The organism is Bradyrhizobium sp. USDA 4449 (assembly GCF_054056275.1).
The window spans coordinates 2,457,013-2,474,232 of the sequence record NZ_JBSRYD010000001.1; the positions used below are offsets into that span (position 1 = coordinate 2,457,013).

General features: G+C 63.6%; 19 protein-coding genes and 1 pseudogene. 7 read left to right on the forward strand and 13 right to left on the reverse strand.

Annotated elements, in window-relative coordinates; genetic code table 11:
• Positions 1-39: 39 nt before the first annotated feature.
• The 4 genes and pseudogenes from ACVIIW_RS11645 to ACVIIW_RS11660 form a co-directional block, all read right to left on the reverse strand.
• Positions 40-369 carry a hypothetical protein gene (locus tag ACVIIW_RS11645; RefSeq protein WP_456700874.1) on the reverse strand — a complete coding sequence of 110 codons (330 nt, stop codon included), beginning with the start codon at positions 367-369 and terminating at the stop codon, positions 40-42.
• A gap of 225 nt (positions 370-594) precedes the next feature.
• Positions 595-1,539, reverse strand: coding sequence for a penicillin-insensitive murein endopeptidase (gene mepA, locus ACVIIW_RS11650; protein WP_456700875.1), 945 nt, complete (start codon positions 1,537-1,539; stop codon positions 595-597).
• Positions 1,540-1,704: 165 nt separating this feature from the next.
• Complete coding sequence (locus ACVIIW_RS11655) at positions 1,705-2,859, reverse strand: acyl-CoA dehydrogenase family protein (RefSeq protein ID WP_456700876.1); 1,155 nt, start codon at positions 2,857-2,859, stop codon at positions 1,705-1,707.
• A 112-nt stretch (positions 2,860-2,971) separates the two neighbouring features.
• A pseudogene (locus ACVIIW_RS11660) lies at positions 2,972-3,109 on the reverse strand (glycerol-3-phosphate acyltransferase); the annotation flags it as partial.
• 139 nt (positions 3,110-3,248) lie between these two features.
• Here ACVIIW_RS11660 and ACVIIW_RS11665 point away from each other — a divergent pair.
• Positions 3,249-3,665 carry an SRPBCC family protein gene (locus ACVIIW_RS11665; RefSeq protein WP_456700877.1) on the forward strand — a complete coding sequence of 139 codons (417 nt, stop codon included), beginning with the start codon at positions 3,249-3,251 and terminating at the stop codon, positions 3,663-3,665.
• A gap of 270 nt (positions 3,666-3,935) precedes the next feature.
• Here ACVIIW_RS11665 and ACVIIW_RS11670 read toward each other — a convergent pair whose 3' ends face one another.
• From ACVIIW_RS11670 to ACVIIW_RS11680, 3 genes are all read right to left on the reverse strand, one after another.
• Positions 3,936-4,325, reverse strand: a complete 390-nt coding sequence (locus ACVIIW_RS11670) for a carboxymuconolactone decarboxylase family protein (protein WP_456700878.1) — start codon at positions 4,323-4,325, stop codon at positions 3,936-3,938.
• A 190-nt stretch (positions 4,326-4,515) separates the two neighbouring features.
• Positions 4,516-5,373, reverse strand: a complete 858-nt coding sequence (locus ACVIIW_RS11675; protein ID WP_456700879.1) for a L,D-transpeptidase — start codon at positions 5,371-5,373, stop codon at positions 4,516-4,518.
• 107 nt (positions 5,374-5,480) lie between these two features.
• Positions 5,481-5,690, reverse strand: coding sequence for a hypothetical protein (locus ACVIIW_RS11680; protein ID WP_456700880.1), 210 nt, complete (start codon positions 5,688-5,690; stop codon positions 5,481-5,483).
• A 181-nt stretch (positions 5,691-5,871) separates the two neighbouring features.
• On the opposite strand from ACVIIW_RS11680, the gene ACVIIW_RS11685 reads away from it, so the two are divergent.
• The gene (locus ACVIIW_RS11685; RefSeq protein ID WP_456700881.1) at positions 5,872-6,561 is read left to right on the forward strand and encodes an aspartate/glutamate racemase family protein; all 690 of its coding nucleotides are present in this window, start codon (positions 5,872-5,874) and stop codon (positions 6,559-6,561) included.
• A 161-nt stretch (positions 6,562-6,722) separates the two neighbouring features.
• Here the strand turns inward: ACVIIW_RS11685 and ACVIIW_RS11690 are convergent, their stop codons facing one another.
• The gene (locus tag ACVIIW_RS11690; RefSeq protein WP_456700882.1) at positions 6,723-6,956 is read right to left on the reverse strand and encodes a hypothetical protein; all 234 of its coding nucleotides are present in this window, start codon (positions 6,954-6,956) and stop codon (positions 6,723-6,725) included.
• 428 nt (positions 6,957-7,384) lie between these two features.
• Between ACVIIW_RS11690 and ACVIIW_RS11695 the strand changes: the two genes are divergently transcribed.
• The 3 genes from ACVIIW_RS11695 to ACVIIW_RS11705 are packed head-to-tail and all read left to right on the forward strand — an operon-like array spanning position 7,385 to position 10,501.
• A complete protein-coding gene (locus tag ACVIIW_RS11695) occupies positions 7,385-8,470 on the forward strand; it encodes a cytochrome-c peroxidase (RefSeq protein ID WP_456700883.1) in 1,086 nt (361 codons plus the stop codon).
• A 24-nt stretch (positions 8,471-8,494) separates the two neighbouring features.
• Positions 8,495-8,815 (forward strand): plastocyanin/azurin family copper-binding protein, encoded by a 321-nt coding sequence (locus ACVIIW_RS11700; protein ID WP_456700884.1) that lies wholly within the window; start codon positions 8,495-8,497, stop codon positions 8,813-8,815.
• Positions 8,816-8,842: 27 nt separating this feature from the next.
• Positions 8,843-10,501, forward strand: coding sequence for a methyl-accepting chemotaxis protein (locus tag ACVIIW_RS11705; protein ID WP_456700885.1), 1,659 nt, complete (start codon positions 8,843-8,845; stop codon positions 10,499-10,501).
• A gap of 351 nt (positions 10,502-10,852) precedes the next feature.
• Here ACVIIW_RS11705 and ACVIIW_RS11710 read toward each other — a convergent pair whose 3' ends face one another.
• Positions 10,853-11,143 (reverse strand): hypothetical protein, encoded by a 291-nt coding sequence (locus tag ACVIIW_RS11710; protein ID WP_456700886.1) that lies wholly within the window; start codon positions 11,141-11,143, stop codon positions 10,853-10,855.
• 72 nt (positions 11,144-11,215) lie between these two features.
• Positions 11,216-11,824 carry a DinB family protein gene (locus tag ACVIIW_RS11715; protein WP_456700887.1) on the reverse strand — a complete coding sequence of 203 codons (609 nt, stop codon included), beginning with the start codon at positions 11,822-11,824 and terminating at the stop codon, positions 11,216-11,218.
• A 48-nt stretch (positions 11,825-11,872) separates the two neighbouring features.
• On the opposite strand from ACVIIW_RS11715, the gene ACVIIW_RS11720 reads away from it, so the two are divergent.
• On the forward strand, positions 11,873-12,811 hold the full coding sequence (locus ACVIIW_RS11720) for a LysR substrate-binding domain-containing protein (protein WP_456700888.1): 939 nt from the start codon (positions 11,873-11,875) through the stop codon (positions 12,809-12,811).
• Here ACVIIW_RS11720 and ACVIIW_RS11725 read toward each other — a convergent pair.
• Entirely contained in the window at positions 12,785-13,015 is a 231-nt protein-coding gene (locus ACVIIW_RS11725) for a hypothetical protein (RefSeq protein WP_456700889.1), read from the reverse strand. The genes ACVIIW_RS11720 and ACVIIW_RS11725 overlap by 27 nt on opposite strands.
• Before the next feature lie 217 nt (positions 13,016-13,232).
• Here ACVIIW_RS11725 and ACVIIW_RS11730 point away from each other — a divergent pair, with 217 nt between their 5' ends.
• Entirely contained in the window at positions 13,233-13,508 is a 276-nt protein-coding gene (locus ACVIIW_RS11730; protein WP_456700890.1) for a hypothetical protein, read from the forward strand.
• Between the two features lie 1,291 nt (positions 13,509-14,799).
• On the opposite strand, the gene ACVIIW_RS11735 is transcribed toward ACVIIW_RS11730, so the two are convergent.
• Positions 14,800-15,003 (reverse strand): hypothetical protein, encoded by a 204-nt coding sequence (locus ACVIIW_RS11735; RefSeq protein ID WP_456700891.1) that lies wholly within the window; start codon positions 15,001-15,003, stop codon positions 14,800-14,802.
• A gap of 388 nt (positions 15,004-15,391) precedes the next feature.
• Positions 15,392-17,203: a translation elongation factor 4 gene (gene lepA / locus ACVIIW_RS11740; RefSeq protein WP_092233146.1), complete on the reverse strand. Its 1,812-nt coding sequence runs from the start codon at positions 17,201-17,203 to the stop codon at positions 15,392-15,394.
• Between the last annotated feature and the right edge of the window lie 17 nt (positions 17,204-17,220).

Genomic DNA, 17,220 nt, shown 5'->3' on the forward strand with positions numbered 1-17,220 from the left:
AGGCTGAGCCCTCGGGTCAAAGGCGACCGTTTGTCTAATTTATTGCGCGGGCACGATCGAAATCGACATCGAACTGTCCTTGGCGCCGCTGACCTGAAGCACGAACGGCTTGTCCGAGAGCTGGTATTTCATGGTCTTGCGGATGCCGTCACAGTCGGTGGCGCCGCTGACCAGGTCCAGCGTGATGGCCGATGACGGCAGCGCGGCCTGCTCGGCCCCCGAGGCCAGCTTGGCACGGTCAGGCGCGGTCAGTGCGGCCCGGTCGCGCTCGATCGGCCATTTGAACTTGTCGCAGCCGCTGGGCTCTTCCGCGGCGAAGGCGGAGGTCGCGCTGATCGAGAGCCCGGCAAGGAGGGCAAGGACGCGCATGTCAAGTCTCATCGTTGGCCGCGCATGGGCGCGGTCCTGTAGCAATCAGGTTTCGTTGGCGAACGGGATGCGCATCCCGGAATGAGGCGGGCTTACGGCCACGCGACGGGGTGATCCTAGCGCAGTCGAGGCAACGGACCAACTCTCCAGTTCGTCATCCCGGATCTGCGCTTACGCTTGTCCGGGACGACGGCTGCGTGGCGACAGCCCACCCATCCACGTGCGTTAAGGCTTCGCATCGGGCGCGTGCAGCACGGCTTTGCAGGCCGCCGGCATCTGAGCCAGCGTCATCGGCGGCTTCGGTTTGGGCGGCTCCGGCGGCGGCTTCGGGTGCAGCACGCCCTCGCTGAACCAGTAGGCGAAATCAGAGGGCTTGCAGCCTTCGTCCTCGGATTGCGACGGCTGGCCCTGGCAATCGCTGGCGCCTGCCGGGCAGCGCATGCGGATGTGGAAATGATAGTCATGGCCCCACCAGGGCCGGATCTTCGATAGCCAGGAGCGGTCGCCCTTGGCCTCGCGGCACAGCGCCTTCTTGATCGCGGGATTGACGAAGATGCGCTGCACCGCCGGCTCCTGCGCGGCGTCGCGCAGCACCAGCACGTGGGCAGGCGTGAAGACCCGGGGATCGACGTCGAGCCGGTCTTCGCGCACCATCATCACCGCCGACATCTCCTCGCGCTCCTCGCGCGAGAGGCGATGGTCCGGCATCGGCGTCAGCCAGATATCGGCATCCAGCCCGATCTGGTGGCTGGCGTGGCCTGACAGCGCAGGGCCGCCGCGCGGCTGGCCGATATCGCCGACCAGGATGCCCGGCCAACCCGCGTCCTTGTGCGCCTTGGCGGCCAGGCGCTTGATCAGCGCGATCATGTCAGGGTGGCCCCAATTGCGGTTGCGCGACAGCCGCATCACCTGCCAGTTCTCGCCATTGAGCGGCATCTGCTGGGCGCCGCCGATGCAGCCCTTCACATAGGAGCCGATGACATGGGCCGGCCCCTTCGACGGCAGCAGTTTTCGTGCGAACAGCTCCTTGGCGCCGATCCTGGGATCATTGGGGTTGGCCAGCGGCGGCAACGGCTTTGGGTTCACGCTGCCCTTGTCCTGGGCCAGCGCGCCGCTGGCGGTCAGGAGGGTCATGACAAACAGGAGAGGGGCGATGCGGCGGGGACTCATGCGAACGCGATCATACCCCAATGCCATCTCAGGGTCACTGAACGATGCGGCGTTTCACCCGGCCGCGTTCCCGACCGGAGATCCTGACCTGATCGACCCGAAACCGTCGCGACATAATCCGTCGCCAGAACAGGTTGCGATCCCGACCGTTCGTGAACTCCGACATCATCGGCTTTCCGCCAAAATCATCTTCCCGACATCCTCAAAATGGGTGTCGCGCGCCTGGATCTGCTGGGTGATGGCGTGCATGTCGCGAAACCGTCGCTCGAACGGATTGCTGCGGAAGACGGCGGTGGCTCCGGCCATGCGATAGGCGGTGTCGACCACGTCAGCCGATCGCTGGATGGTCCAGGTCGCGGCGAGCCTGATGGCGCTGCGATGGGCGGTGCCGAACGTGCCCGTTATTGAGAGGTCGCTCCACATCGCGTTCGCCGTCGCATAGAGATAGGCGCGGGCGGCGCGCAAATCGCCTTCGGTGCGGCCGATCAGGCCCTGGACCGCCCCGTTGTCGCGCATCGCGCTGGTCGCCAGCGACTGATGCTTGGCGCGCGCCAATGCGATCGCCGCATCCAGCGTCGCGCGCGCGACGCCGAGCGAGACCGCGGCAAAGCCGAGGCTGAAAGCCGAGCCGGTGGGAAGCCGGTAGAGCGGGCCCGGCTCGCGCAAGGCGCTCGGCACGTCGCGGAACACGGCGAAGCGATCGGGGATGAAGAGGTCTTTCACCTCGTAGGAATCGGTGCCGGTGCCGGCCAGCCCGATCGCCTGCCAGACGTCGTGCAGCACCGCACGCGCAAGCGGGAACAGGATGGTGCGCAGCTCCGGCGAACCATCGGCCGCCTTGCGCGCCGTGCCGTCGGCATTGACGATGCGGACATGCGCCCCGAGCCAGCTCGCCTGCCGCGAGCCCGAGGCAAAATCCCATCGCCCGGTGACGCGGTAGCCGCCCTCGACCGCGCGCGCCTCATGCGCCACCGCGCCCCAGGCGAGGATGCCGGGCGCGGTGTTGAAGATCTCGCGCGCGGTGTCGTGGTCGAGCGCGGCCGCGATCATCGCGCAGACGCTGCATTGGCCGAGACACCAGGCCGTGGACGCATCGGCCTTCGCGATCTGCTCCAGAATCTGCATGAAAATCTCCGGCGGCGCCTCTGATCCGCCCAGGCTCCGCGGCAGCAGCGCGCGATAGAGCCCGTTCCCGATCAGCGCGGCCACGACACCGGGCGTCAGCCGTCGCGTCCGCTCGATCTCGTCGGCCTCATCGGCAATCAGTGGCGCAATCGCCCGCGCACGTTCGACCAGGCCAAACCCCGGAGTTGCGTCCATGTCAGCCTTTCCTCGCCCATTCTGCCGTGAGCGGTAAGCGCGGTGATGGTGGGCCATTTCGCGGAAGCGATCAAGCGCGGCCAGGAGGCGACGAGGCAGGCTCCGCTGCGTGCACATTGGTGGCGCCGGTGGATCTGGAGCCGTGCTCACGGATGTGGATGCCTTCGAGCAGTTTGCCTGCGAGATAGCCCGTGGGGATCGAACCGAGCAGATAGGCGATGATCAATCCAGCTGCGCCTGCGATCCACATTGACGGCGCGTCCTCATGTCGGCATGGACTGGTCTCGATCGTCCTTGGGTGGACATCTCCTCTGATGTGCGGTGGATGGTCCCCGCAGAGGTGAAGTGATGTCATCTCGATCCGTCGAAATCGAACTGGAGCAATACCCATGAGGATCACCGTCGAAACCAGCGTCGCCGCTCCCATCGATCAAGTCTGGCGAGCCTATACGACGCCCGCCGACATCGTGAAGTGGAACGCCGCGTCGGACGACTGGCACACGACCAAGGCAGCGGTCGATCTGCGCGAAGGCGGCGCCTTCTCGTCGCGCATGGAGGCCAAGGACGGCAGCATGGGCTTTGATTTCGCCGGCACCTACACGAAGATCATCGAGCACAAGCGGATCGAATATGCCTTCGGCGATCGCAAGGCCGAAGTCGAGTTCGTCCCGGGCGCGAGCGGCGTCGTGGTCCGCGTCGTGTTCGATGGCGAGCAGACGTACTCGGTCGAGCAGCAGCAAGGCGGCTGGCAGGCGATCCTCGACAGTTTTGCGCGCTACGTGGAAGCGAAGCAGAAGAAGGCGTAAGGGCGCAGGGGAGGGGATGGGGCAAGAGCCGGCGGACTCACGACAGGCCGGGCACATGCCCGGTCTTTCGTAGTCGCGAGCCAATGAGCGGCCGTCTTGCTCCATCGCGGTCTACACTGCCGAATGTCGCCTAAACTTGCGATCCGAGGCCATTCACAGCGGCGATCATGGCAACGCCGATCCCGGCGGCGAAGAGGCTGTCTTCAATGCGACACGGGAAGCTTTTGGACGAACGTGACAAGGAGGCCGCCTTCACCTCGGCGGCCTCACTCATTTCAAAGTGAAGACCGAGTCGGCATCGCGGCCGCCGTCCGAGCCCTGCAGCATAGTGCTGTTGAAACGGACGAGCGCGGCGGTTGCAATGGCCTCCTTTATCTGAGCATCGGTCGCACCAGCGGCTTTTGCCAATTTGGTGTGACCGTAAACGCAATATGCACAAGGAATCTGTGCTGCCACGGCGAGGCCAATGAGGTGCTTCGTTTTTCCGTCCAAAGCTCCGTTGGGATTCATCACGGCCAGCTGTTCGTCCCAATGCGGCTTCAGTGCCTGCTCAGGAAGTGTCTGTTTCATCCATTCAGGGGTCTCCTGCGCGCTGACGCTTGGTTCCGTTGCCAAGGCCAACAACAGCGCAAGACCGGCACTCGCGAGTAGAGTTCTCATGACGGATCTCCCACTTGGTGGCACGGGCCCGGCAGTGCGTGACACCGCCCGAGCAAGAGAGTTCCTTATTACTAGCATTTGCCCGAAACTCACGCTGCACCGCGGGATTTTGGAGCGGTCGACGTCGGCTGTGGGTCTTCTGCGTCGGTCGGGCCAAGGGGCGGTCGGCTTCCGGGGGCAGAGGACCGGGCTACTGGACCTCGGCGATCCTCGGTCCGGATGACAGTATCTGCGCGTTGGTTGCCGCGGGACGGCTCGAGGGCGCGGCGGGGTCCGGCGATCGGGAGGCGGCGTCGGGCGCTCCCTGGGATGGGCGATGGGCCGCATTTGCCGGAAGCACGATCACTTTGGCCCCGACCTTCACCCGCTCATAGAGATCCGCGACGTCGTCGTTGGTCAGGCGGATGCAGCCCGACGAAACCCGCTTCCCGATCGTATCGGGCTTGTTGGTGCCGTGAATTCTATATTCGGTGTCGCCGAGATACATCGCCCGGGCGCCGAGCGGGTTGGTGGGACCGCCTGCCATGAAGCGCGGCAGATAAGGCTGACGCACGAGCATCTCTGCAGGCGGCCGCCAATCCGGCCATTCCGTTTTACGGGCCACCGTCTGTTCGCCGGACCATGCGAAGCCTTCGCGGCCGACGCCGATGCCGTAGCGCATCGCTTGGGTGTCGTTCAGAACGAAATAAAGGAATGTGTTCTTGGTGTCGATGATCACGGTGCCCGGCGTCTGGTGACTGGCGTAGTCAACCACCTGCCGAACGAATGCGCCGGGACCGTCAGCGGCTTTGGGTGGTTCGACCAGCGGTGCCGGGGTCTGAACCGGAGCCGGAGCCGGAGCCGATGCGTGAACCGGAGTTGCCACGTAAACCGGAGATGATGATGCCTGGGCCTCGTGCACGGACGGCTTCCGGACCGGCTGAACGGTCGCCGGGCGAGACCACAAGCCATACCCCAAGGCGGCGACGGCCACGGCGCCAATCGCAACTCTCCCGGCCATCGGCAATGCGAGTGTCTCCGCCTTTCCACGTTTGGCCCGCTTGCCCATATCTTTCTCCGGATCACGATGACCGGAAGAGGTAGCCAGCAAATTTTAAGAAACCTCGAAGCGATCTCCGTTGAGGCCGGAACCGTTAAACATCGTTAACGCTGAACTCAGACCGATGCCTTGCGACCGATCAGGCCTAACACGATCATGACGAGACTGATGCCGCCGACGGCGCCCGAGACCTCTCCGACCGTGCGCATCAGTGCGACCGGATCATTGGACCACAGCGTCATGTCACGCATCGACAGGAAGAACAGCAGGGCCAGCACCAGCATCACCGTGCCCACCGCAATCAATCGCCAGTTTCGTCGTCGCATGCGAGATGCTCCCCCGTAATCGCCCATGGAGGGCGAGACCGTCCACTCTGCAGGAGATAGTGTCGCCCGGACCGGAACGGGTTCAACCCAGCAGATCGCAATCGAGGTGCCCTGTCGCGATGGCGGGCGACGGCGTCTTCGTCTACGATCCGGACAAATCCTGATTTCGAAAGGCGCGGCGATGCGTACCATCGGGCTGATCGGCGGCATGAGCTGGGAGAGCACTGCGCTCTACTACAAGCTCATCAACGAACGCGTCCGCAACCGCATGGGCAAGCTGCATTCGGCGCCGGTGCTGATGTATTCCTACGACTTTCAGGAGATCAAGGAGATGCAATATGCCGGCCGCTGGGCGGAGGCGGCGGCTGATCTGGCGAAGGTTGCGCAGCGCCTCGAAAACGCAGGCGCGCGCGCGATCGTGCTGTGCACGAACACGATGCACAAGCTGGCGCCCGAGATCATCTCCAAGCTGACGATCCCGTTCATCCACATCGGCGATGCGACCGCGCAGCGCATACGGGCGAAGGGATACCGGCGGGTCGGGCTGCTCGGTACCATCTTCACGATGGAGGAAGAGTTCTACATCGACCGGTTGCGCGCGCATGATCTCGACGTCCTGACTCCCGACGCGGACGCGCGGGCCGACGTGAACCGGATCATCTACGACGAGCTGTGCCTTGGCGTCGTGGCCGAGGCTTCGCGCCGCCGCTATCAGGATGTGATGGCCGCCCTGGTCGGGCGTGGCGCGGATTGCATCATCCTCGGCTGCACCGAGATCACGATGCTGGTCGGCGCTGCCGATACGTCGGTCGAGACATTCGATACCACGGCGATTCATGCGGAGACCGCGGCGGACTTTGCGATCGGGTGAGGATGACGCATCGGAGCGGCGCGCGATGGCTCAACCGCGCTGCTTGCGTCCGGACTCCGCAACGGCGCGAACAACCAACCTAATGCGCTGTTCGCGCGCCGCGGGCATCTCTCTGAAGCCCTCGATCGCAACGGGGCGGCGGACCGTCACCGCGTAGCGTGCTAACCCGGGGGCTTGCCGCGCTTCTTCGTGGTGATACGCAGCGCGATGCCGTGCTGCCAGGCCCGTATTCGGACGGCGGCCTCGGTACGCTTCAACAGCTTCGCGATCTCACCTGGTCGGATGCCGGCGGCGGCCAGCTGCTTCAGCCTTTCGTGCTCCTCCGCCGTCCATTTCTTCAACAATGGGTAGCTGCTCTGCGAGGAGCCGTCGCGTGGACCGGACATCTCGCTCATCTAGACCGCAGGGAGACGGACGCTGTGCGTGGCCGCCACCGTGATCAGGCGGTGGCCGGTGCTGCCAGGAGTTCCCCAGCCGAATCGCTGCATGTTCTTCATCACGACAGCCTAGGGCGGCACCCTGTCGCGCGTAGCTAACCTTTGTTAGGTGCTTCGGCTCGAACCGGAAGAAAATCGGAGCTGCAGATGACGTTCGGCCGGCATGCGTCGTCGCGTTTGTTCCCGAATTCGAACTTGCGCGCAACCCTCCGCTGCTGCCTGTTTTTCCCGCATCCCATGATTGCCGAATTACCGAAATCCGCGGGCGCATCGCGCCATCGGGAAAACATAACTTAACGGTTTGCCTCCAAATTAATCACGCGTTCCATTGTTTGATCGTCTCGAACTTTTGCCGGTGTCGCAAATGACATCGCTTTGGATGTTTCATGTCGATATCAGGCTCCTGTCGTTCGGCCGTCCTCGTTTGCGCGATCGCGGCGGCTGGACTTGGCGTTTTCAGTCTCGGCACAACGGGCCATGCCGCCGCCGTCGTCGGCGAGAGCCGCAAGGTCGAGGTCACCCAGAAGGCCCCGAGCAGTGTCGACGCGTTGAAGGCGCAATATCGTCGGCCGGCAACGATCCCGTTCCCCAAGGACAATCCCTACACGCCTGAGAAGGCGGCGCTGGGCAAGAAGCTCTATTTCGATACCCGCCTGTCGGTGACCTCGGCGCAGTCTTGCGCCAGTTGCCATAGCCCGGGCTTCGGCTGGGGAGACGGGCTCGCGGTCGGCGTCGGCCACGGCATGGCGAAGCTCGGCCGTCACTCGCCGACGATCGTCAACGCCGCATGGAGCGACATCTTCATGTGGGACGGACGCTTGCCGACGCTCGAAGATCAGGCGCTCGGCCCGATTCAGTCGTCCGGCGAGATGAACATGAAGCTCGACCAGTTGATGGAGCGCCTCGCAGCCATACGAGAGTACAAGCCGATGTTCGACGCGGCATTCCCCGGCGAAGCCATGACGAGCAGGACGCTCGCCCGGGCGATCGCCACCTATGAACGCACGGTCGTTTCCGAGCACGCGCCGTTCGATGCCTGGATCGAGGGCGACGAGAAGGCGATCTCCGCCGAGGCCAAGCGCGGCTTCGAGCTGTTCAACGGCAAGGCGCAATGCGCCGCCTGCCACGAAGGGTGGAACTTCACCAACGAGGGCTTTCAGGACATCGGCCTGCCCAGCAAGGACGTCGGCCGCGGCGAATATCTGCCGGCCGTCATCAAGATGCAGCACGCCTTCAAGACGCCAGGCCTGCGCGAGATCAGCCGCCGCAGCCCCTATATGCATGACGGCTCGCTCGCCACACTCGAGCAGGTGATCGATCACTACGATCATGGCGGCGTCGATCGCCCGAGCCGTTCGGATCTGATGCGGCCGCTCGAGCTGACCGCCCAGGATAAGACCGATCTCGTCGCGTTTCTAAAAACGCTCTCCAGCGATCTCAGCCCGACCGCGGTGCCGGTCCTTCCCCGCTAGCCAGCGACATCAAAGGATAATCCCATGCGCACACTCGCTACGCTCACGGCCGTCATCATCTGCGGGTTTTCGGTCGGCGCTTACGCCGCCACCGAAGTGATTCGCCAGCAAGGCCGCGCCTTCTCGTCCGAGAGCATCTCGGTCAGGAAAGGCGATGCGGTCACCTTCCTCAACGACGACACCGTGCCGCACAACATCATGTCGGCCAGCAAGGGCAACGAATTCAACCTGGGTTCGCAGGCGCCCGGCACCTCGACCGACGTCACCTTCAAGGAAGCCGGCGACGTGCAGGTGATCTGCGCCATTCATCCTCGCATGAAGATGATGGTCAAGGTGACGGACTAACAGGCCGCCAGGCACCGGAGTTTGATGATGTCGATACGTTACAAGATCTTCGGTGCCTTCAGCGTCGTCGTCCTGCTCGCCTGCGCGATTGCATTCTACGGCATTCGCACCATCGGCAATTCCGGCGACGCGGTGGTCAAAATGTACGACGGGCCGCTGATGGGCATCAACCATGCGCGTTCGGCGCACGCTGCGCTGCACGAGGCGCGGCTGGTGCTGCAGCGCAGCCTCGTCGCGGGCGCTTCGAGTGACATGGTCGGAAAATTCGAGAGCCTGGTCCACGGCAGCTTCGAGGATCTCGACGTGGTACGCGAGCGGGTGCCTTCGCCCGCCGTTGCAGCCGCACGCGAGAAGGTGGAGAGCGAGCTCAAGGCGTGGTCGACGGCCGCGCTGAAGCTGCTCAAGCCGTCGCCCGGCGGCGTGACCGAAATTCCGACGAGCTTCACGCTGGCCCAGCAGGAGAACAAGCTGATCGCGTCGATCGACGATCTCGTCGAACTGGTCGCCGCCTACGGCTACGAGTACCGCATTTCGGCGGAAGCAGCCGTGCAGCAGGCCCGCACCACCATGCTTTTCGTTGCACTGGCGACGGTCGCGATCGGATTGGCCATCGCGCTGGCGTTCTCCTATTCCATGAGCCGGCCGATCTCGGCGGCGGTGCGCGTCGCCGAACGCGTTGCCGCCGGTAATTTCGGCGACGACATCTCGGTGCGCCGCCGCGACGAGCTCGGGCGGCTGCTGAAATCGCTTGCCGTCATGCAGGCCAGCCTCAAGGCCCGCGCCGAGGAGGATCTCGCGTTGATCGCAGCCAAGGACGAGAGCGGTGCGGCGCAGGCCAGCCGCCGCCAGCGCCTGGAATCCGAAATCGATGCGTTCCGCTCCGCCTTCAGCGCGGTGCTGAGCAATACCGACCGCATGACCGGCGAGCTCACGGACACCGCGCAGAACCTCGCTTCCACCGCGCGCACGGCCGGAACGCAATCGACCGAGGCTGCGTCGACGGCGCAGGAGACCTCGGCCAACGTGCAGACGGTCGCCAGTGCCGCGAGCCAGCTCGGCGAGTCCGTGCAGGCGATCACCTCGCAACTTGCCGAAGCCACCACCATCGTGAACCGTGCCTCCGAAATGGCGGAGGCCGCCAGTCAGACCATTGGCAGGCTCGCGGCCTCGGCGCAGCAGATCGACGAGGTGGTCGGATTTATCAGGACCATCGCGGGACAGACCAATCTCCTCGCTCTCAACGCCACGATCGAAGCGGCGCGGGCCGGAGAAGCGGGTCGCGGCTTTGCCGTCGTCGCCTCGGAGGTGAAGGCTCTCGCGACCCAGACCGCGAAAGCGACCGAGGAGATTTCCTCGCAGATCGCCGAGGTACAATCAGCGACGCGCCAGGCCGTCGACAATGTCGGTGCGATTGCCCTGGTCATCGGCGACATCGACAGCTTCACGGGCCGAATCGCCGCCGCGGTCGGCCAACAGAACGCCGCGACGGGCGAGATTTCCCGCAGCATCGGCCAGGCTGCTGACGGCACCGCGTTGGTTGCGCGCAGCATCGCGGGCACGGCTGAGGCAACCGATAATGCCAGCCGCTCGGCCGGGATGGTGCTCGCGACCGCGCACGACCTCTCCAGTCAGGCAACGCAGCTCCGCGCGTCCGTGGACCGCTTCCTCGCGAACGTGGCGGCCTGAGGCAGGCTCGTATTCGAGCGTGGGCTCATCCTTCGAGCCGCCCGCTCGCGATGGCGCTGCATTTTCGGCCAGACGTGAGGGTTTCCGCGCCGATACTAACCCACGACATAGGCTTTCAGCCGAAGCACCTGCATGCTCCGGTGCATGCTGATGTCGATCGGCCGACCGTAACGGTCAGACCGCACCCCTCCTGCGACGATTGCAGGATGCCCGCGATATTCAGGACCGAGATTGCTCAGCCGCAGTTCAGCGCGCGAGCGGTGCGCCTCTACCGGTGCGGCAATTGCGCAAAGGTCATTGGGATGAGTGAGCCAAGGGACTTGCTCGTCCATTGAGCTCAGCACGCAGACGTCACAGCCAGTTGTCTTCGACAAAGCACCAGATCAATCCGCAGGTGAGCGCCAGTCCCGCCAGAAGCTTATGCGGGCTGACGATCAGGATGCCGGGGATCGGCACCGCCCCATGGGACAGAAGCAGCCAGATCGCGATGCTCGCCAGCGGCACCACCACGAGCCCTTCGACTCGCCTGAATCCAAGCAGGCGATCGGGCAGCCAGAACACGGCGACGACCGCGAGTCCGATCGCTCCGATCAGGATGACGAGATAGAGGCCGTATGCAACGGCCATGGCGAGCGTGTGCATCGGTCGGATCCGGTGAAGATCGCGGATATCGTGGTGGCGCACCGGTTAACGACGCGTTCATGCTCGCCCATGTCAGGGGCGTGCCGCCGCGGACCCGCCCAGCTGTTCGGCCAGATTGGGAGGTGGCAGTCCTCGCTGGAACAGCAACAGATCGAGCGGTGGCGGCTCCTGCTTGGTCACGATTGACAGGCATGCGTGCGCCTGACCGCGATGATGCGTCTGATGATTGAAAAGATGCATCAAGATATCCGAGAGCGGTTGCTCTTGTGGCTTTCCGGAGGTCGTCTGGTAGGCGTGCGGGCGCGCAAGCGTCGCTTCGTCGTAGCCGCTGACCACGGCGACGAGACGCGAGTCTTCCGCGAGCCGGGCGCGCGCGAGCTCCAATCGGTCGTCATAAAGAATTCCGTCGAGACGCTTCGGCTGTTCGCCGACGCCTGTCAGTCGGGTCAGCCAAAGCCTGTCCGTGAGAAGGATGTGATTGAGCGTCCCGTGAAGGCTCTGGAAGAACACGCCGACATTGGCTCGATAGAGCTCGTCCGGCAGCGCCAGTGCTTCTTCGTAAAGGCGGGCATTGGCCCAGGCGTTATAAGCGGCAAGTTGCCGAAACATATTTCTCATCGGAGATAGCTCCACATCGTCGACGGTTCCCCGGCCCTTCGATAGCAGTTTGCGAGGCAGCAAAAGGGTGAGATAATCTCACGCAATCTCACGGCTTGGGATGATGCAGGCATGCTCCCATCGCTCAAAGGCCTGCAGGCGCTTTCTCTGCTTTCCCAGACCGGCAGTCTCACGGCAGCGGCAGAATCTCTTGGGGTCAGCCGTTCGGCGCTGTCACATCGCATCGCAGATCTCGAGCACCAGCTGGGCATTTCCCTCGTCCAGAAGCAGGGGCGTCTTGTCGGTCCGACCGATGATGCCGAGGCCCTCCTTTTGGTGATGGGCGATGCACTCGAGCGCATCGAGGCCGCCATCGAACCGATCCGCCGACGACGCAGCCAGTTGCGCATCAGCACGGTCGCGACGTTGGCGTCACATTGGCTTCTGCCGCGGCTTCCGGAGTTCCGCAACTTGCATCCCGATATCGAGCTCGCACTGACGACGACGCGAAGGGTCGTTGATCTGCAGGCCGAGGATTTCGATTGCGCAATCCGTTATGGGTTGGGACATTGGCCCGGGTTGACCGCGACCCTGCTGTTTCACGAGACCTTGGCTCCGGTCGCAGCGCCCGGCGTCGACCACACTCTTGAAGGCTCTTCCATCATCCGCGCCCGCTCTCGCTTCCGCGACTGGTCCCTTTGGTGGACGGCATGCCGGCGAGCGGGGAAGCCGAGCGAAGGCGGCATCATCGTCGAGTCTCGTGCGCAAGCCCTTGAGATGGCGCTTGCTGGCGGCGGTGCCGCGATGATCGACATGGCCTATGTCGGCGCGCACCTTTCGAGCGGAAGGCTACGGCTGCTCGGGCCGCCGATCACGCTTGGCGAGGGGATTTACCTCGTCCGCCGCCCCGTGCGGCGCAATGATCGGTTCTTCAACGCTTTCAAGCAGTGGATCATCGCCGTTTCGCTACCGCAAAGGTCCGAGGCGTTGCAGCTCGCCCGGCTTTCCCCTCCTGAACGATCACATAGCAACTCGCAGGGTGAATCATATCCGGGCCTTGGCGACGTATGACCCCGCCACGCACTTGTAGCGATCGATGTGCCAGTCGTCGGACCCGTAGATGGGGTGAGCGGTCTTCCATTGCGCCAGGCTCGCTTGGCCGAGCATGCAGCCCTGCAAGGTGACGCTCTGGTCCAACGCGGAATTCGTGACGACCACCTCAGTACAGTCTTGCGCGGAGAGGTGACACAGCACGGCAACGACGGTGACGAACATGATCGGAATCCAAAATTCGAAACGGCCGGAAAATGAACTGAATATGTGCCGAATTTAACAGATGCGCGGCCCGCCCGACAAGGCGCCATGAAGCGCCCCTAAGAGCTGACATACCAGCGGAAACCGACGTATGGGCGCAAGAAGCCGCGATGTCTTTGGAACGCCGTATCATGGCAATAATTGAGCAGGCGGGGCGAAGCCTTGGAGGAGTAAGCGGATGCGTTCGATTCTGGCCTTGAGCGTTTTGATCAGCCTGTGCGGTGTCGCGAACGCGGCAGCCATGCATGATGGGCACCGCCGGCACGCGGGGGTTCGTCCCCATCATCACATGTACCCATCAGGTCCGGGCGCGGGTTTTGCCTACGCGCCGCGCCCGTACTATCGGTCCGCACCATATGGCCGAAGCTACAGCGAACCATATTATGGCGCTTCGCAGGGCTACGCGCCGGGCGAAAAGGAGCGATTTCTCGAAAGTGTGCTCAGCCCCTATTGAGAGCGCGTAGCGCCTGGAATGGGCAGAGCGAAAGCGAAACCCACCAGACTTCCGTCTCGGAGCGAGCTGGACACTGCGCTCGTCCGCAAAGGGATCCTTTGCGTCGACCGGCGAAACAATCAGCGCTCCGGTGAGGAGTGCCGGAATCAGCAGTCTTTGCAGATCTTACCGACCGTTCGGTCGGCCTTGTTGTTCTCCTGATCTATCTTCGCGTCGCTGTCCTGCTCGTTTGTGGTTGCGGGCCGGCCAATGCCGCCGGCAGGCGCAGTACCTCGAGCGCTGACGCCAGGAGACCCCGCGGATGCCGCAGTACCCGCCGCGTTGGTACCGGGCGCCTGTCCACGCGTGGTTGAACCACTGCTTTCGACCGTTCCCTGGGTCCCGCCGGATTGGCGGGGGGCGGAAGTATTCAGGTTGCCCGAACTGCCGTTCGCGGCGCTGGGCGAGTTGGCGGTAGGACTAGAACTTACACCGGGACCGGTGGCCGCGCCGACGGCGCCTGCAGGAGCCGACGCCGCTGGGGTGCCAGCGGCACCAGATGGCGCACTGCCGCCGGTTGATGTGGCGCCTCCAGCTGCGCCACCGCCTCCCGATCCGCCGCTACCGCCCCCGCTGCCGCCACCACCTCCACCACTTTGGGCGAAGGCCGCACAGGGCAGGCAAACGGCAATGACAAGGGCAAAGCGGGAGGCTCTCATGTCGCAATTCCTTTTGCGACCAAGAGGCGCGCCCTGGTTTGGTTCCTATCGCGTCGTCTGATCTTGGACTACGAGTTTGCCGCCCGGCCGGAAAGCCGACGTCCGAGCGCTTTCTAGACGAAGGACAGCGAAGGGCCGCAACCGGACATCGCTCCTTCGGAGCGTCGCGAACCGCCGAGGCCGCCCTTGCCCTGGTCGGTTACTTGATTATCTGCGGCTTTCGTTATGCAAACGTCGCGCTGTCCAGGAAGTTCTCGCGCTGGGCCTTGGCGAGGCGTGCGGACGGTGTCCTACAGCCCGAAGCCTCGGCCGATGTCCCGCATGAGCCGGAGCGCGGCTTCGGTATTGCGGCCATAGAAGAGCGCTCGATCAAGCTGCGAGAAGATGCCCATTCCGAACAGCGCTATGGCGATGCCTCTAAGCATGGTCGTGGACCGGGTTTGAACGATGCTGTGAGAGTTCAAAACGGCCCCAGCCGCAGGATGGGGTAAACAGCCGGGGCCGGCATTCCCATTCCAATGTGCCGCAATCGGCGGTGAACGGCACTCATCAAGTTAGCCACACAGAAGCTAACAAACTGTTTTGTTTCGCAGTCACTCCGCGGGTTGGGTGATACTGTGCTCTCCAGGAAGCGGTGAGCAAACCGAGCATTGGTCAAAATGATCGAGCGCCGCATCATTGGCCAAATGGTCCCAATACTCCGCTTCGGCCAGCAGTTTCCAACTGCGATCAGGATGGCGCGCGGCTGTCTGACGGCACAACACTGCCATCGCGCGCAGGCGACCCGCAGTATCCATGTACTCCTCCCACCATTTATTCTTGTTGATGAGAGCCTATTTTCTTTTTTTGCGTCGGAGTCATCACGGTTATGATCCTGAACTAATTTTCAGCCTCGAAGCGCGCCTCGGCTTCGTTACACCTTCAAATCGCGTTCCGCGCACAACTGCTGCGATTGCAAAGGCAGCACCGACACGCCTGCCGTAGATCTACGGGTGATCAGACATCGTCGCCTGGAGGTTGCAGCGCTGGCATGATGCCATCATGCGCCTGTTTTGCCCGACGAGTCAAACGACATTCGCAAAATACGAAAACCCGATGCTGCCAGCAAAGGGCGGCTACGGTGCATGGGGTTGTTTTCGAGATTTGCGTTATCCGGCCTGACGCCCCGGGCCGCACCTGATCACCTCAGCTATCGACCTTCAGCGCGGCAATGAAGGCTTCCTGCGGGATGTCGACCTTGCCGAACTGCCGCATCTTCTTCTTGCCTTCCTTCTGCTTTTCCAGAAGTTTCCGTTTACGCGTGATGTCGCCGCCGTAGCACTTCGCGGTCACGTCCTTGCGCAGCGCGCGGACCGTCTCGCGCGCGATCACCTTGCCGCCGATCGCCGCCTGAATGGGGATCTGGAACATGTGCGGCGGGATCAGCTCCTTCATCTTCTCGACCATGGCGCGGCCGCGCCCCTCGGCGCGGGTGCGATGCACCAGCATCGAGAGCGCATCGACCGGCTCGGCGTTGACCAGGATCTGCATCTTGACGAGATCGGCCGGCTTGTAGTCGGTGAGATGATAGTCGAACGAGGCGTAGCCCTTCGATACCGACTTCAGGCGATCGTAGAAATCGAACACCACCTCGTTGAGCGGCAGATCGTATTTCACCATGGCGCGGGCGCCGACGTAAGTGAGCTCCTTCTGCGCGCCGCGGCGGTCCTGGCACAGCTTCAGCACGCTGCCGAGATATTCGTCGGGGGTGAGGATCGTGGCTTCGATCCAGGGTTCCTGGATCTCCTCGATCTTGACGACGTCGGGCATGTCGACGGGATTGTGGATCTCGAGCTCGCTGCCGTCGGTCAGCTTCATCTTGTAGATGACGCTCGGGGCGGTCGCGATCAGATTGAGATCGAATTCGCGCGACAGCCGCTCCTGGATGATCTCGAGGTGGAGCAACCCGAGGAAGCCGCAGCGGAAGCCGAAGCCGAGCGCGGCCGACGTCTCCATCTCGAAGGAGAAGCTGGCGTCGTTGAGGCGCAGCTTGCCCATCGCGGCGCGCAGCGTCTCGAAGTCGTCCGCATCGACCGGGAACAGGCCGCAGAACACCACGGGGATCGCCGGCTTGAAGCCCGGCAGCATCTCGCTGACCGGCTTCCTGTCATCGGTAATGGTGTCACCGACCCGGGTGTCGGCGACTTCCTTGATCGCCGCGGTGATGAAGCCGATCTCGCCGGGGCCGAGCTCGTCGACCTGCTGCATCTTCGGCGTGAAGAAGCCGACGCGCTCGATGTCATAGGCCGCCCCTGTGCCCATCATGCGGACGCGGCTGCCCTTCTTCATGACGCCGTCGACGACGCGGATCAGCACGACGACGCCGAGATAGACGTCATACCAGCTGTCGACCAGCAGCGCCTTCAAGGTCGCATCGCGATCGCCCTTCGGCGGCGGCAGGCGGGTGACGATGGCTTCCAGCACATCGGGAATGCCGAGGCCGGTCTTGGCCGAGATCATCACCGCGTCGGAGGCGTCGATGCCGATGACGTCCTCGATCTGCTGCTTGACCTTCTCCGGCTCTGCGGCGGGAAGATCGACCTTGTTCAGGACCGGCACGATCTCGTGATTGTTGTCGAGCGCTTGGTAGACATTGGCGAGCGTCTGCGCCTCGACGCCCTGACTGGCGTCGACCACCAGCAGGGAACCTTCGCACGCTGCCAGCGACCGCGAGACCTCGTAAGCGAAGTCGACATGGCCGGGCGTGTCCATCAAGTTGAACACGTAATCCTTGCCGTCCTTGGCGCGGTAGGCGAGGCGCACGGTCTGCGCCTTGATGGTGATGCCGCGCTCGCGCTCGATGTCCATGGAATCGAGCACCTGCTCCTTGCCCGCCATTTCGCGGTCGGAGAGGCCGCCGGTCATCTGGATCAGACGGTCGGCCAGCGTCGATTTGCCATGGTCGATATGGGCGACGATGGAGAAATTGCGGATGTTGGAAATGGGGACGGTCGTCATGGGCGCGGGATACCACT

Excerpts from the sequence above, each read along its gene's own strand:
- ACVIIW_RS11645 (WP_456700874.1), bottom strand. The coding sequence starts at position 369 with ATGCGCGTCCTTGCCCTCCTTGCCGGGCTCTCGATCAGCGCGACCTCC.
- mepA (WP_456700875.1), bottom strand. The coding sequence starts at position 1,539 with ATGAGTCCCCGCCGCATCGCCCCTCTCCTGTTTGTCATGACCCTCCTG.
- ACVIIW_RS11655 (WP_456700876.1), bottom strand. The coding sequence starts at position 2,859 with ATGGACGCAACTCCGGGGTTTGGCCTGGTCGAACGTGCGCGGGCGATT.
- ACVIIW_RS11665 (WP_456700877.1), top strand. The coding sequence starts at position 3,249 with ATGAGGATCACCGTCGAAACCAGCGTCGCCGCTCCCATCGATCAAGTC.
- ACVIIW_RS11670 (WP_456700878.1), bottom strand. The coding sequence starts at position 4,325 with ATGAGAACTCTACTCGCGAGTGCCGGTCTTGCGCTGTTGTTGGCCTTG.
- ACVIIW_RS11675 (WP_456700879.1), bottom strand. The coding sequence starts at position 5,373 with ATGGGCAAGCGGGCCAAACGTGGAAAGGCGGAGACACTCGCATTGCCG.
- ACVIIW_RS11680 (WP_456700880.1), bottom strand. The coding sequence starts at position 5,690 with ATGCGACGACGAAACTGGCGATTGATTGCGGTGGGCACGGTGATGCTG.
- ACVIIW_RS11685 (WP_456700881.1), top strand. The coding sequence starts at position 5,872 with ATGCGTACCATCGGGCTGATCGGCGGCATGAGCTGGGAGAGCACTGCG.
- ACVIIW_RS11690 (WP_456700882.1), bottom strand. The coding sequence starts at position 6,956 with ATGAGCGAGATGTCCGGTCCACGCGACGGCTCCTCGCAGAGCAGCTAC.
- ACVIIW_RS11695 (WP_456700883.1), top strand. The coding sequence starts at position 7,385 with ATGTCGATATCAGGCTCCTGTCGTTCGGCCGTCCTCGTTTGCGCGATC.
- ACVIIW_RS11700 (WP_456700884.1), top strand. The coding sequence starts at position 8,495 with ATGCGCACACTCGCTACGCTCACGGCCGTCATCATCTGCGGGTTTTCG.
- ACVIIW_RS11705 (WP_456700885.1), top strand. The coding sequence starts at position 8,843 with ATGTCGATACGTTACAAGATCTTCGGTGCCTTCAGCGTCGTCGTCCTG.
- ACVIIW_RS11710 (WP_456700886.1), bottom strand. The coding sequence starts at position 11,143 with ATGCACACGCTCGCCATGGCCGTTGCATACGGCCTCTATCTCGTCATC.
- ACVIIW_RS11720 (WP_456700888.1), top strand. The coding sequence starts at position 11,873 with ATGCTCCCATCGCTCAAAGGCCTGCAGGCGCTTTCTCTGCTTTCCCAG.
- ACVIIW_RS11725 (WP_456700889.1), bottom strand. The coding sequence starts at position 13,015 with ATGTTCGTCACCGTCGTTGCCGTGCTGTGTCACCTCTCCGCGCAAGAC.
- ACVIIW_RS11730 (WP_456700890.1), top strand. The coding sequence starts at position 13,233 with ATGCGTTCGATTCTGGCCTTGAGCGTTTTGATCAGCCTGTGCGGTGTC.
- ACVIIW_RS11735 (WP_456700891.1), bottom strand. The coding sequence starts at position 15,003 with ATGGATACTGCGGGTCGCCTGCGCGCGATGGCAGTGTTGTGCCGTCAG.
- lepA (WP_092233146.1), bottom strand. The coding sequence starts at position 17,203 with ATGACGACCGTCCCCATTTCCAACATCCGCAATTTCTCCATCGTCGCC.